Origin of the sequence: Eubacterium sp. BIOML-A2, from assembly GCF_009680135.1 — a bacterium.
In the GTDB taxonomy this organism is placed as follows: Bacteria; Bacillota; Clostridia; order Lachnospirales; family Lachnospiraceae; genus Faecalicatena; species Faecalicatena contortus_B.
The window spans coordinates 1-13282 of record NZ_WKZK01000066.1 but is presented as its reverse complement, the minus strand read 5'-3'; the positions used below and the strand labels follow the sequence as shown (position 1 = coordinate 13282).

Below are 13282 nucleotides of genomic sequence, written 5' to 3'. Positions count from 1 at the left end.
ATAAAAGAAAAAGGAAAAGAGAGAAGGTGCCGCTATGTTTCATCCGGTTATAAAACTGAAAGTCTACAATGAAGATCTGGTATTTGGTCCGGGGCTGATAACTTTACTGGAATACCTCAGGCAGACCGGTTCCATGAAAGAAGCATGCGCCGCCATGGGAATGTCCTACAGCAAAGGCTGGAAGATCGTGAACCGGGCGGAAAAAGAACTGGGATACGAGCTTTTACTGCGCCGGCACGGCGGCAGTATGGGAGGAAAATGCGAATTGACGGAAAAAGGGGACTCTTTAGTCACGCGGTACAGAAATATGGAAAAGATGGTAAACCAAAAAACTCAGCAGGCATTTAAAGAATACTTTCCAGAGTATACAGTTGAAACACAATGACTGACAGTACAAAAAATAAAGAATCCCTTTTGACATATCAAAATAAAGCGATCTAATAATTACATCCGTACTCCAGTCCCCATCCGTCTCAGCACGTCGATGCCCACCCGGTTACTAAGCCCTTAACTACCAATTGGATGCACCAGCGAATGCCAAGGCGAGTCCGGCGGCTGGCGGGGCAATGTCTGTTGGTGAAAAGTCCATAAAGCAAGCGTTAGAAGCTGTTGAAGAAAACGGAGCGGAAAGGGAGGGCAGAATTTTCCTTACCAGGAAAATTCTGGTGCCGCCTGCGGCGCGAATGCATCGGCATTCGGGCCAAATGCGGCACGTACCTCCCTTTCCGTTCCGTTTTCTTCTACAGCTTCTTAGCGAAGTGTCCGGACTTTTCACCAACAGACATTGCCCCGCCAGCCGCCGGACTCGCCTTGGTATTCGCGTCCCCTCTCCAATACTTAATTTTGGCTTAATAATCATCGTTTCGGTAGATTTCCACAGTCAATTGGAGTATAATAAACAAGGCTTGTGAAAAAGCTGATTATACAGGAGGTTGAGATTATGTGGACGAGATATGATTTAAAGATGAGAGGACGGGAGGCATTCCTGAGAAATTACTGGGCTTCGGTTGTTGTTGCACTGGTGATGTCCGTTGTAGCAGCGGTTTTCAGCGCCACAAGTTCTCATGGTTCCAGGGGATTCCGTGGAAATTATAGTGGGTGGGGTTATTTTTCAGAGTATTCCCTGCTTTGGGCTGCGCTTGCAGGAATCGCTGCAATACTGGGCATAGGTTTACTTCTGCTGGCCATTTTTGTCGGTAATGTACTTATCGTCGGCGGCTGCCGTTATTTTGTACTGAACCAGACAGAGATGCCGACAGTCGGATATCTTGGATACGGTTTCAAAACCGGTCATTATGGCAACATAGTCCTGGTCATGTTCCTGCGGGATTTGTTTACCTTTTTATGGACTTTGCTGTTTGTCGTGCCGGGAATCATCAAGCATTACGAATACCTCATGGTGCCGTATATTCTGGCCGAGAATCCCGGAATGGGAAGAGAGGAAGCATTTCTGATCAGTAAGAAGATGATGATGGGACAGAAATGGGAAGTATTCGTTCTTGATTTATCCTTCCTGGGATGGAGGATACTTGAATATATAACATTTGGAATAGTTGGAATATTCTATGTAGAGCCTTATTATCAGGGAACAATGGCGGAATTATATAGCGTAAACAGAACATTGGCTTACCAGAATGGGTATATTCGGTAGGGAGATGGGAGGGGGACGCCTGCCTGTGACGGTTTATGCTGTACCGGAGGGGATCTCTGTGGGTGCTTTGGGATACCGGCCGTTTAGCCTAGTTTTCGTAAGGATAAAATTGAAAAATCTGATGGAACCAGCGACATGCAGCCTCAAATCTGATGATTTGAGGCCTTAGTCGCCTCAGACTTTGCCTGGTAAGGCAAAGTCTGTCCATCAGATTTTTCAATTTTATCCTAACGAAAACACGGCACACTTAGAGGCATCCCAAAGCACCCACAGAGATCCCCTCCGGTGCAGCATAAACCGTCACAGGCAGGCTGGGCGCATCCTGGCGGAAGTGAGCATGTGGTTGGAAGGGTAAAAGGGGAACACTTTACGGTTGAAAACGGAATGGTAAAAGGAAAGAGCTGTTGCAGTTTGTATGTGCAGCAGCTCTGAGAAAAGGGAAAATCTATCTGTTGTTTTGAATTGTTTTATTAGGCGAAGTCCAATGGCCGCAGATGCAGTGCTGCAAGTGCAGCCATTGTCTTCTGTTTTTCATGTTTATAGAATATCAGGTAATTGTGAATGCATTGTGACAACATTTGGAAAATTTTATTAATTAAATATAAGATATTCATAAACTATATAATAGAAGAGAGGGCATATCGGATCGTGTATTTTATGATGTACTAGGGCCCTGCAGTTATATTTTCAATTGAATATTAACGGCTGTCAGGATATAATAATTTTATATTTATCTTGAAAGAAGATTCTGGGGGATTGGTTATGGAGAAGAATGAAATGAAAAAAGAAAAGTTTGCGTCTGATACTTCAAAACGGAGCGCAAAAGATTGGGTGAGGGCGCTGGCAGTCCTGTTGGGGGGATTGATCGTGGCGCATTTGGGGGTCACTCTTTTTCTGTTGTCTGAGCTGGGAACAGATACATTTACGGTCTTCATTCAGGGGCTTGCGAGGACGGTGCATTTGACTGTGGGGACGGTACACGTGATTATACTTTGCATCTTGATGGTTATTATGCTGTTGACCACAAAGGGGTACATAAAACCGGGAACCGTAGTGTGTGCATTCTGCGGCGGCCCTATTATTGATTTGTTTACGTGGATGTTTCAGGGATATATTAACGGAAGTGCTTCCTTGATACTTAGGATCGTCAGTATGCTGGCAGGATGTGTGATTCTGTCTGCAGGAATGTCGATTGTAATCAACAGTAATGCGGGCACCGGGCCGAATGATCTGGTTGCCATCATATTATCGGATAAATTGGAAAAAATAGAGTTCAGATGGGTCAGAGTCGGATGCGACTTATTCTTTGTTGTGCTTGGATTTTTCCTTGGAGGAACAGTTGGTATCGGTACAATTGTGGCTGTTTGCCTAACGGGACCGCTGGTTCAATTCTGGCTTCCGAAAACGAAAAAACTGGTGGCAGGGATCGAAAAGGGGCGGTAAGCCCCTGGGGGTTTAAACCTTTCATGGATCGTCAGACGGGGCATGGCCATCAGACGGTTCCTTTATGGACAATGTGCATGGCATTTTTGGAGGATTCCTGCCAAAGTTCTTTCTTCTGCTCATACATACTGTACAGCCATTCTATGGCTGAGTCCATGCCCTCGTCTGACATGGGAAAGGATTCATGCTCTTTCTTTTCTTCGGGGGTTTTTTCAAAAGACCATGGTTCCGGGTAAATAGTGGCCGTGAATGTCTCTTTGCTGTCATCTACCCTGAATATATAACGCATTCCGCCATGTGATCCGGAAAAGGGCTCCCTTTTTAGTCCCCCTACGGGGATTAGTTTTTTATCGATCATAAACGTCACATACCTTTCTGAATACTATTAGTAACGGGAATCCGTTCTGCAGAAGATTATAGCATATTTCAGGAGAATAGGGCAATTTAAGTTAAAACGTGGAAAAAATTAACGGTGATATTAAAAAAGTAATATAATAGAATAATCGAAGGGCATCCCGTAACACATGCCCTGCGGGCGGGTCTGCAGCAAAGCAGCAGAATAAGGTGTGATTAATTCAGTCTCAGGAGGGCAGATATGAATGATATGATGAGCAGTGCCGACAGTTTAGTCTATGTAATCGATGAAACATATCACATAGTTCATTTTAATGATGTGCTGCAGGAAGTGTTCCCGGAAATACATAACGGGGATATTTGTTACGAGGTGCTCTGCGGGGAAAGCTCTCCGTGCCGGAAATGCCCGCTTGCAGAGGGGAATGCTTCTACGATGGATATGTATAATGAAAAATTAAAGTGCTGGGTGGAACAGAGTACAGGGAAGATCGAATGGCCCGGGAAAGGAGCATGCAGCATTATTATTTCCAGAAATATTCCGGAACATAAACTGCCGGAGGCAAAAGAAGGCGGGGCTTGCGCAGAAGGCATCAATTCTCTCACCGGTCTCTATAAAAAAGGGAAATTCTTTCAGGCAATGGAGGCCTTTCTGCGGGACGCGGGGGAGGAAAGGTATTGCCTCGTGGCCGTGGATATTGAACATTTTAAGCTGTTTAACGAATGGTATGGGAAAAAAGCGGGGGATGAATTTCTGGTAAATTTCGCAAAGTGTCTGAGGGAGATCAGGAATGAATACGGCGGGCTTGCCGGTTATTTGGGTGAGGATGATTTTGGTCTTCTGATTCCCTGTGGTGAGGGACATCTGGACTGTCTGCAGAACCGCATTCTGAGGTTTGTCAGACAGTACAGAGGGAATGCCGGATTTCTGCCGGCCTTTGGTGTGTATGAGATTACGGACAGATCCGTGCCCGCCAGCATGATATATGACAGGGCTGCTATTGCGATGTCTATGGTAAAGGGAAATTATGCAAACCGGATGTGCCGGTATGATGCGGTTATGATACAGAGAATGGAAGAGAAACATTTGATGCTTTCGGAGGTGCAGAGAGGGCTGGAGAATGGCGAATTCACATTCTATCTGCAGCCAAAATGCAATATGAGTACCGGGCGCATTGTGGGAGTGGAGTCCCTGGTAAGATGGCAGCATCCGGAACGGGGGCTGGTCACGCCGGGAGCGTTTATACCGCTTTTGGAGCAAAGCGGATTTATTGCCAAACTGGATCTTTATATCTGGAAAGAGGTCTGCAGATATCTTAGAAAATGGCTGAATGAAGGGAAGACGCTTCTTCCGATTTCAATCAATGTATCCAGGGTGGATATTTACACGCTGGACGTGGTAGAGTGCCTGAAAAGTATGGCAGAGGAGTACTGCCTTCCGGCAAATCTTCTGGAGATCGAGATTACCGAGAGTGCTTATGCGGAGGAGTACCAGAAGATTACAGGTGTGGCGGAGCAGCTGCGCGGCGCAGGATTTACGGTTCTGATGGATGACTTCGGAAGCGGCTATTCTTCACTGAATATGCTGAAAGATATTAATGTGGATATCCTGAAAATTGATATGAAATTTTTGGATATGGATGAAAAGAGCGCGGATAAGGGGCTGGGAATACTCGAAGCCATTATCCGGATGGCTACGCTCATGGGACTGCGTATTATAGCAGAGGGGGTGGAAACCGAAGAACAGGTTAAGGTGCTCCTGGAAATGGGGTGCCTGTACGGACAGGGGTATTATTTTTTTCAGCCGCTTGCCATTGAGAGTTATGAAAGACTGCTGGAGACGCCGGAAAACTTTGATTACAGAGGGATAAAGGCAAGGGATGTAAAAAGTCTCAGTATTAAGGATCTTCTGAATGCGGACATATTCAGTGAGACAATGATCCATAATATACTGGGCGGGATCGGGATTTATAAAGTGTCCGGTGACCATGTAGAATTGCTGCAGGTAAATGAACACTATTATAAAGTTACGGGAAGCAGTCCGATTGATCTGGAAGCGCAGCGTATGCAGTTCCAGAGCGGAATATATGAGGCGGACCGGAAAGAACTTCTGGACATCTTTCAACGGGCGGATAAAAACAGGCTGAACGGCGGCAGCGGACAGATCCGTCATATCCTGGCCGATGGTTCTGTCATCTGGATACGGCTGCACGCCTTTTTCCTGAAGGCACAGGAGGACGGCAGAATCTATTATGGAGCCGTTTCAGACGTTACGGAACAGAGACGGCGGGAGCAGATCATCACGGAGAATATGAAAACACTGGAGATATTCCGCAGTCAGGCGCTGTATGATTTTAAAGTCTGCCTCACAAGGGATAGCGTGTGCGGCGGAAGTATTGACAGCTGGGTGGGTGAGACCGGATGCAGTCAGATTATGCTGTTAGAAGGTGCATCGGATTACATGTGCAGCGAACTGATTCTGCCTCGTTATCAGGATCTGTTCCGGACATTTACGGATAAAGAAAGAATGTATCAGGCATATCAAAACGGCAAGGTTATGGAAAGCATGGATTATCAGCGGATGTACAAGGGGGCTCCGAGCTGGATGCGGATGCTCATGCACTATACCCGGTCTGAGGAAAACGGTGAGGTCTATGCCTATATATTTGTGACAGATATCGACGCGCAGAAGAAGCAGGAGCTTCAGCTGGCCAGGATGGCCGAGACGGATGCTATGACAGGCCTGTATAACCGCTGCACTGCCAAGAAGAAAATTGAGGATTATATGAAAGAATATCCGGATGAGGAGTCGGCAGTGATTATGTTTGACATGGATAATTTTAAGACGGCAAATGATGTATTTGGGCATGCGTACGGTGATTCCATGATCCGTAAGAATGCGGAGAAGCTGAACAGTTATTTCAGGGAGAATGATATTGTATGCCGTATGGGCGGAGATGAATTCCTTGTTCTATGCAGGAATATCAGGGAAGAAGCAGTGAATGAGAAACTGAGGCAGATCCTTTCCGATATGGAGGTTACTTACCATACAGGAAAAAAGGCGATCAAATTTTCGATATCGGCTGGGTATGCGATGATTCCACGGCAGGGAAATACATTTGACGAGCTGTACAGGAAAGCGGATACTGCACTGTTCACAGCAAAAATGAATGGAAAAAGTACATTCGCTCAATACGATTCCGGTATGAAGGAGGTTCGTCCGGAGCTGGCAGATCCGGAAAAGACTTCGGAATAAAAGGAAAGAGTCACAGTAACTGTGACTCAAGGGGGAAAAAGTTTATGAAAAAGTGTTCTTTTCTTTTGAACAATTATAGTATACCTTTTACTTGTGGAAAAATTGTGATACATTTTTGAATGAATTGTAAACAGATATAAAATAAATTATGAAGAACGGCGATATAAAGAATGAAACGAGTATGGAAAAGAATCTTTCTGGCTGCGGGTATCATGTGCGCTTTGGATTGTGTGGCAGTAGGTACATTTTTTAGTATGGCGGTGGGGCGCTCCTGTGTCTTCTTTCGAAAAAAGAGAGACAAAAGGAAAAAAATGTGCAGGAGGACAGTACAGAAAGAGGCGGAAGAACTTAAAGAACGCAGTGAGGGAATCCAATGGATCGAGGGGATGCACTGTGAAAGTGTGCACATAAAAAGCGAAGACGGGCTGAGGCTAAAGGGATATTATCTGGAGGCAGAGCAGGCTGAGCGAATTGTTGTGATGTTCCATGGCTGGCGTGGATCCTGGCGGCATGATTTTGGGGCGTGCCTCAAATGGCTTTACGAAGAAAACAGCAGCCTTCTGCTCGTAGAACAGAGGGCGCAGGGGGAAAGTGAAGGAAAATATATGGGATTCGGGCTGCTGGAGCGCATGGACTGCCGGAAATGGTTAAATTGGCTGGCAGAAAGGAATGCCAGCCGCCTTCCTGTCTATCTTTACGGCGTATCCATGGGTGCGGCAACCGTACTGATGGCGGCAGGGGAGAAGCTGCCGGCAGAGATAAAAGGGGTAATTGCCGACTGCGGCTTTACCTCCCCTTATGAGATGGTATACCGTTTTGGACGAACGAACTTTAAACTGCGGGAACATCCGGTTATGGATCAGCTGAACTGGCTGTGCAGGAAGCGCGCCGGTTATGACCTGAAGGAATATAGTACGCTTGAGGCGATGAAACACTGCAGCGTGCCGGTTCTTTTTATCCACGGCAGGGCGGACACATTTGTGCCCTGTGAGATGACGCTTCGCAATTACGAGGCCTGTACGGCAGAAAAGAAGCTGCTGCTGGTGGACGGGGCGAAGCACTGTATGAGCTTTATAAAAGACCGGGAAGGGTATACGCAAGCGGTCAGAAAAATGTTTTCCTGTGAAGAAAAATGCGGTACCTGACTGCATCAGAGGGCGGTCAAATGGCAATACTCCGTTAAGTAGGCAGGGATAAAACGGACATGGTGTACTTCTCTTTTATTTTTATTGGTGCTATGCTTAGTGGCAGCAGTGCTGTTGAATCTTATCACTAAGATGGCAAAAGAGTATCCAAACAGCCATCCTTAACTACATCATTATTATGCTGGGAGGTAGAAAGATGCTTGAAGAGAATGTTTTAGTATCGTTTTTAAAAAAGTTTGATGAACATCCATTTCTTGTGAAGATGGACGACAAAGAATACTTAATCGGAGAAGGGGAACCTACCTTTACGATAAAAATCCATAAGATGATTCCGCTGACGGAACTGATGACAAGTACATCGCTTGCTCTTGGAGAGGCATACATGAACGGGGATCTGGAGGTTGAAGGCGACCTGTATGAAGCACTGAATCATTTCCTGGGGCAGATGGGCAAATTTTCAACGGACAAGAAAGCGCTTAAGAAGCTTATTTTCTCGTCCTCCGCAAAGAAAAACCAGGAGAAGGAAGTGCGCAGCCATTATGATATCGGGAACGACTTTTACAAGCTTTGGCTTGACGATACGTTAAGCTATTCCTGCGGGTATTTTGTGCATGAAGACGATACGCTTTACCAGGCTCAGGTCAACAAGGTGGATCATATTTTAGCAAAACTTTACCTTAAGGAAGGGATGACTCTGCTGGACATTGGCTGCGGCTGGGGGTTTCTGCTGATTGAGGCTGCGAAAAAGTATAAGGTACATGGGACTGGGATTACACTCAGTGAAGAACAGTATAAGGAATTTAACCTCCGTATCCAGGCGGAGGGGCTGGAGGATCTGCTTAAGGTGGAACTGATGGATTACCGTGATCTGCCCAAAACAGGGTGGAAGTTTGAACGCATCGTGAGTGTTGGGATGATTGAGCACGTCGGGCGTGACAATTACCAGGAATTTATAGACTGTGTAAACAAGGTGATGGAGCCGGGCGGCCTGTTCCTGCTGCATTTTATCAGTGCATTGAAGGAGCATCCGGGCGATCCCTGGATTAAAAAGTATATCTTCCCGGGCGGTATGGTTCCAAGTCTGAGGGAGGTGCTTGCAGACGCGGCGGAGGATAACTTCCATACGCTTGATGTGGAGAATCTGCGGCCTCATTATAACCGTACACTATTGTGCTGGGAGCACAACTTCAGGGAACATATTAACGAGGTGCGGCAGATGTTTGATGAAAAATTTGTTAGAATGTGGGATCTCTATCTGTCCTCCTGTGCGGCGACCTTCAATAATGGAATTATTGACCTGCATCAGATCCTTATGACCAAGGGAATTAACAATCAATTACCTGCTGTGAGGTGGTATTAAAGGATCAAGTCGGGCCGGCAGACCGTATGCAACGGCCACGGAACGTTCACCTTTTGGAAGATCCAAAATGGCGGACGTTCTTTTTGTGCAGAAAAAAATATACAGGTATGGTAACAGTTCAGGCCTGTCTGAACTGTTACCTGGTATGAATATCTTCAGCAAAACAATTGGTGATAGCGTTTGAAGCCGGAGCGTTTATATGATAAGATAAATTATAATACACTGAAAAATGGAGGAAGCTATGACAGCGCAGATAAAAAATGCATTGGCCATGACGGCCTTTGGGACCATCTCCATTTTTGTACGGGGGATTGCCCTTAGTTCCATGGAGATAGCCTTCTGGCGCGGGAGTATTGCGCTGGTGGTATTGTGGTTCATTAAAAAGGCCTTTTATAGGGAAAATAAAGTACATATCAGCAGGAAACAAAAAGTTCTCCTGTTTTTATCAGGGATGGCGGTTGGCTTAAATTGGGCGCTGCTGTTTATGGCTTATGAACATACGACTATCGCGGTGGCTACGTTGGCCTATTATTTTGCCCCGGTGATTGTGATGATAGTGTCGCCCCTTTTGTTTAAAGAGCGGATGACGCTGTTTCAGCTTTTGTGTTTCGTAATGGCAACTGCAGGGCTTGTACTTGTGGTGAGTGCCGGTAACAGTATGTCAGGCGGGAGCAGGGCGGGCATTGGCTTTGGACTGGGAGCCGCTGTGTTCTATGCTGCTGTAGTGCTGATGAATAAATGGATCCGTGAAGGGAGCGGGCTGGAACGTACGATAATCCAATTTTTCGGGGCAGTGGCCTTGTTGTTTGTGATTCTGATGGTGCAGGGCGGGTTCCGGATTCAGACTGCTTCCCCCGGAAGTATTGGAAATCTACTGATAGTAGGAGTGATTTATACAGGGCTGTGCTATTGGCTGTATTTTTCATCGATAAAAGATTTGGCTGGGCAGCAGACGGCCATCCTCAGCTATCTTGATCCCTTTGTGGCAATTCTTGTCTCAACGTTGTTTTTTCGGGAGCCTATACGGGTGCTTCAGGGAATTGGCGCCGTGTTAATTCTGGGATTTACCTGTGCTTACCAGCTTGACAGAGGCCAACGTGACGCCGCGGACAAGGAGTAGGCAGGGGGCTGCAGAATTTGTCAATATAAAGGTATCCCCAGAGGGCATCCCGTAATCCATGCCCTTGCGGGCGGGCCTGCAGCAGAACATTATATACTTAGGAAAATACAGGGTCAACTATTTACATGATACGTGAAAGCAGGTGTGATATGGGAATTCAAGAATATTTAGACGATTTATTAGGAAACCAGTTGAGAGAAATGAAATATCGATATAGACAACAGATTGCGGCCGATATAAAGAACAGAATGTGTTCCCTGTTATCCAAATGGGACGATGAGGAATACAGGCGGACAATCTTGTTTGTAACGGATGAAGAGGCATTGTTTTATGAACCTTATGCAGCAGCCGAGGTAAAGGAATTTGTCGTTGCAACGTTAAGAGATAGTATGCTTGAGGTAGCAGCAAGTGTTAATTGTACCCAATTTAAAATGCAGGATCCCCTGTCAAATGAAAAAATAAGACAGTTGACATCGGATGCGATTGTATATTTCAGGCAGTGCAGTTTCGCATCTTTACAGGAAGAAGCACAGAGTATGGAATTCAAAGATGTTTACGGACAAGCTATAAAGAAATATCCACTGGCATGGGAGATCTTGAAAAAGACGGCATTAATGACGGAAGAAATATTAGAATTTGCAGGTACTGATCAAACAGTTTCAGAATATGAAGACCAAAAACTGGAATGCAGAAAATATGATAAAGTGATTTGTGATGGATATAGCCTGGAGTTCGATGAATATTTGGAGGAATCGCTCGTAAATCTAATTTCAGGATATACGGAAGTGTTTTTTGTAGATTCGTTTAAAATATTATCGAGAAACTTTGAAAAGGTTTTGCATGTCCTTCAGATCATCTTTGAGAATGGGCGGACTTTCGTGACCTGCAATTATTATATTAGTAATGGATATATCGAAAAAAGAAAGGAAATATTGAGAGCAGCACATAGTGAAAAAAACGTACTGAAAAACCTGTGGAACATGAGGGGGACTCCGGCAGAGTTGAGAACTATCCTGAAAGGACTGGCGGATGCTGAGCTCTAAATGTACATTTCATATGCTCATGATGACAGAGTTTTATTAATATGAAGAATACTAGAGAGAACCCCGATATTTGAAGGTGATTTATGGAGCCATAAGATTGGAGACCGCTATGCCAAATTATAATTTTTACGATGTGTTTTCGGATTCGCCCATACGTTTCCAACAGTTCGCCTGTGCCGTGATCAGTGTCAGGGAAGGCTGTACATTTCAGCGGTTTGGCGAGGGCCGGGACGGGGCAATCGACGGACTGTTTGTCGCGGAAAATGGCAGAACTGTTCTGCAGGTAAAAAGGACAGAAGCCAAAGGTAAGGCGCTGATCGGAATGATGAGACAGGAGCAGAAACGGATCAGACCCGGGACCTGCGACAGATATATCCTGGTGATTGCTTCCAGAACGCTTCGGGATGAACTGAAAGAAGAAATAAGGAAGATGATTCCGGAAATACGGGATACCGGTGATATCGTGACCGGGATAGATTTGAATGGTTATCTGGAGAGGCCGGAGTACGCCCATATTGAAAAAGAGTATAGAGAGCTGTGGCTTCACAGCGGGAACTACCTGGAAGAGATGCTGTCGTCTTCTGCACTCCGGGAATTAAAAAAGCGCTCGAATCCAAAGTTCAAATTGATGGAAAAGGAGAAGAGAACTTTTGTAGAGACAAAAGCGTTCCAGGAGGCCATCCGGATTTTGGAAACATATCAACGGGTCGTTATTTCAGGAGACCCGGGTGTCGGAAAGACGGCGCATGCGCTTTGCCTCGCCGATTACTATCTCTGTACGGAGAAATATGAGGCTTTCTATTTCGTAAACTCTCTGGAAGAAATTGAACGGATCATGGGAGAAGACTCGGAAGAAAAGTCGGTTATAGTATTCGATGATTTCTGGGGACACAGTCATTTTTCTGAAAGCAGGCTGGAGTTAAACGCAGACAAAAAGATGCTGGATTTATTCCATGTGCTTTCTTCTTATCCCAATATACGTCTGATCTTTACGACCAGAGAATTTGTTCTTCAACAGGGATTTCTGTGTTTCCCGGAGCTGGAAGACTTTTGCGAGATAAGAAAAATCAATCTGCGGTTACGTTCTTATACACTGGCCCAGAAGGCGGAAATATTGTACCGGCATCTGGATGAGTCCTGGTTAGAGTACCGTTATGTAAAGGCAGTTTTTAATGCGCGGGAAAATATTCTGCACAGTGGAGCGTACAGTCCCCGGTCGGTAGCATATTATCTGGAACATGTCCTGCCGGGCGATGGTGAGGGCTCCGAAGAATATGCAGAAGCGTTGGCGGCGTATGTAAAATCACCGAAGGAATATTATGATAAAGTATTCAGCCAGCTTTCGTATGGGGCAAAAATAATTTGTATGCTGCTGGCAGTATCAGAAGAGGAAATCCGGGTTCATCACGAATTGAGACAGGGATTTATGGGAGTGGCAGATGCCTGCGGCGGAAAAGCAGAAAAGGAACAGTTTGATAATTATCTTCGGGAACTGGAAGGTGTCTTTACAACCATACAGGAATCTATGTTTGAAGAAACAGTAATTGTTTTGGATTTTCTGAATTACTCCATACGCGATTTTATGATTGAGTATTTAAGCCAGCATATAGAGGCTTATGAAATGATACTTGCAGAGAAATGCAATTGCTTTAATCAGCTTTTCTATCTTGCAACTGAGATGAAGGTTTCAGATACATGCCTGGCATATCTGATAGACAGAATGATGAATGAACGGAGAAAATTAAAATATTCATATGTGTATTCTATGGATGTGGATCCGTATTATTCAGTAGATGCCGCTTCGGATAGTTATGACAGCCATAAGGTGTGGCAGTTTATAATGGTCTCATAAATTAAGACACTTTTTCGGACAGATTTTAATGAATCTGATATACTAAAATCAGTATGAAAGA

General features: G+C 45.2%; 10 protein-coding genes. 9 read left to right on the top strand and 1 reads right to left on the bottom strand.

Annotation, left to right across the window (positions count from 1 at the left end; all coding sequences use genetic code 11):
* Positions 1-34 precede the first annotated feature (34 nt).
* The 3 genes from GKG43_RS19275 to GKG43_RS19265 all read left to right on the top strand — a co-directional run bounded on the left by GKG43_RS19275 (position 35) and on the right by GKG43_RS19265 (position 3094).
* Positions 35-385: a LysR family transcriptional regulator gene (locus GKG43_RS19275; RefSeq protein ID WP_050641322.1), complete on the top strand. Its 351-nt coding sequence runs from the start codon at positions 35-37 to the stop codon at positions 383-385.
* A 555-nt stretch (positions 386-940) separates the two neighbouring features.
* A complete protein-coding gene (locus GKG43_RS19270) occupies positions 941-1651 on the top strand; it encodes a DUF975 family protein (RefSeq protein ID WP_050641320.1) in 711 nt (236 codons plus the stop codon).
* 762 nt (positions 1652-2413) lie between these two features.
* Positions 2414-3094 carry a hypothetical protein gene (locus GKG43_RS19265; RefSeq protein WP_173020127.1) on the top strand — a complete coding sequence of 227 codons (681 nt, stop codon included), beginning with the start codon at positions 2414-2416 and terminating at the stop codon, positions 3092-3094.
* 49 nt (positions 3095-3143) lie between these two features.
* On the opposite strand, the gene GKG43_RS19260 is transcribed toward GKG43_RS19265, so the two are convergent.
* Positions 3144-3452 carry a hypothetical protein gene (locus tag GKG43_RS19260; RefSeq protein ID WP_055152448.1) on the bottom strand — a complete coding sequence of 103 codons (309 nt, stop codon included), beginning with the start codon at positions 3450-3452 and terminating at the stop codon, positions 3144-3146.
* Positions 3453-3689: 237 nt separating this feature from the next.
* Here GKG43_RS19260 and GKG43_RS19255 point away from each other — a divergent pair, with 237 nt between their 5' ends.
* The 6 genes from GKG43_RS19255 (at position 3690) to GKG43_RS19230 (ending at position 13221) form a co-directional block, all read left to right on the top strand.
* The gene (locus GKG43_RS19255) at positions 3690-6701 is read left to right on the top strand and encodes an EAL domain-containing protein (RefSeq protein WP_055152446.1); all 3012 of its coding nucleotides are present in this window, start codon (positions 3690-3692) and stop codon (positions 6699-6701) included.
* A 170-nt stretch (positions 6702-6871) separates the two neighbouring features.
* On the top strand, positions 6872-7846 hold the full coding sequence (locus GKG43_RS19250; protein ID WP_055152444.1) for an alpha/beta hydrolase: 975 nt from the start codon (positions 6872-6874) through the stop codon (positions 7844-7846).
* 196 nt (positions 7847-8042) lie between these two features.
* Positions 8043-9206, top strand: a complete 1164-nt coding sequence (locus GKG43_RS19245) for a cyclopropane-fatty-acyl-phospholipid synthase family protein (RefSeq protein ID WP_055152442.1) — start codon at positions 8043-8045, stop codon at positions 9204-9206.
* A 241-nt stretch (positions 9207-9447) separates the two neighbouring features.
* The gene (locus GKG43_RS19240; RefSeq protein WP_050641313.1) at positions 9448-10326 is read left to right on the top strand and encodes a DMT family transporter; all 879 of its coding nucleotides are present in this window, start codon (positions 9448-9450) and stop codon (positions 10324-10326) included.
* A gap of 149 nt (positions 10327-10475) precedes the next feature.
* Positions 10476-11369 (top strand): hypothetical protein, encoded by an 894-nt coding sequence (locus GKG43_RS19235; protein WP_055152440.1) that lies wholly within the window; start codon positions 10476-10478, stop codon positions 11367-11369.
* A 109-nt stretch (positions 11370-11478) separates the two neighbouring features.
* Positions 11479-13221 (top strand): hypothetical protein, encoded by a 1743-nt coding sequence (locus GKG43_RS19230; protein WP_129879676.1) that lies wholly within the window; start codon positions 11479-11481, stop codon positions 13219-13221.
* Positions 13222-13282 lie beyond the last annotated feature (61 nt).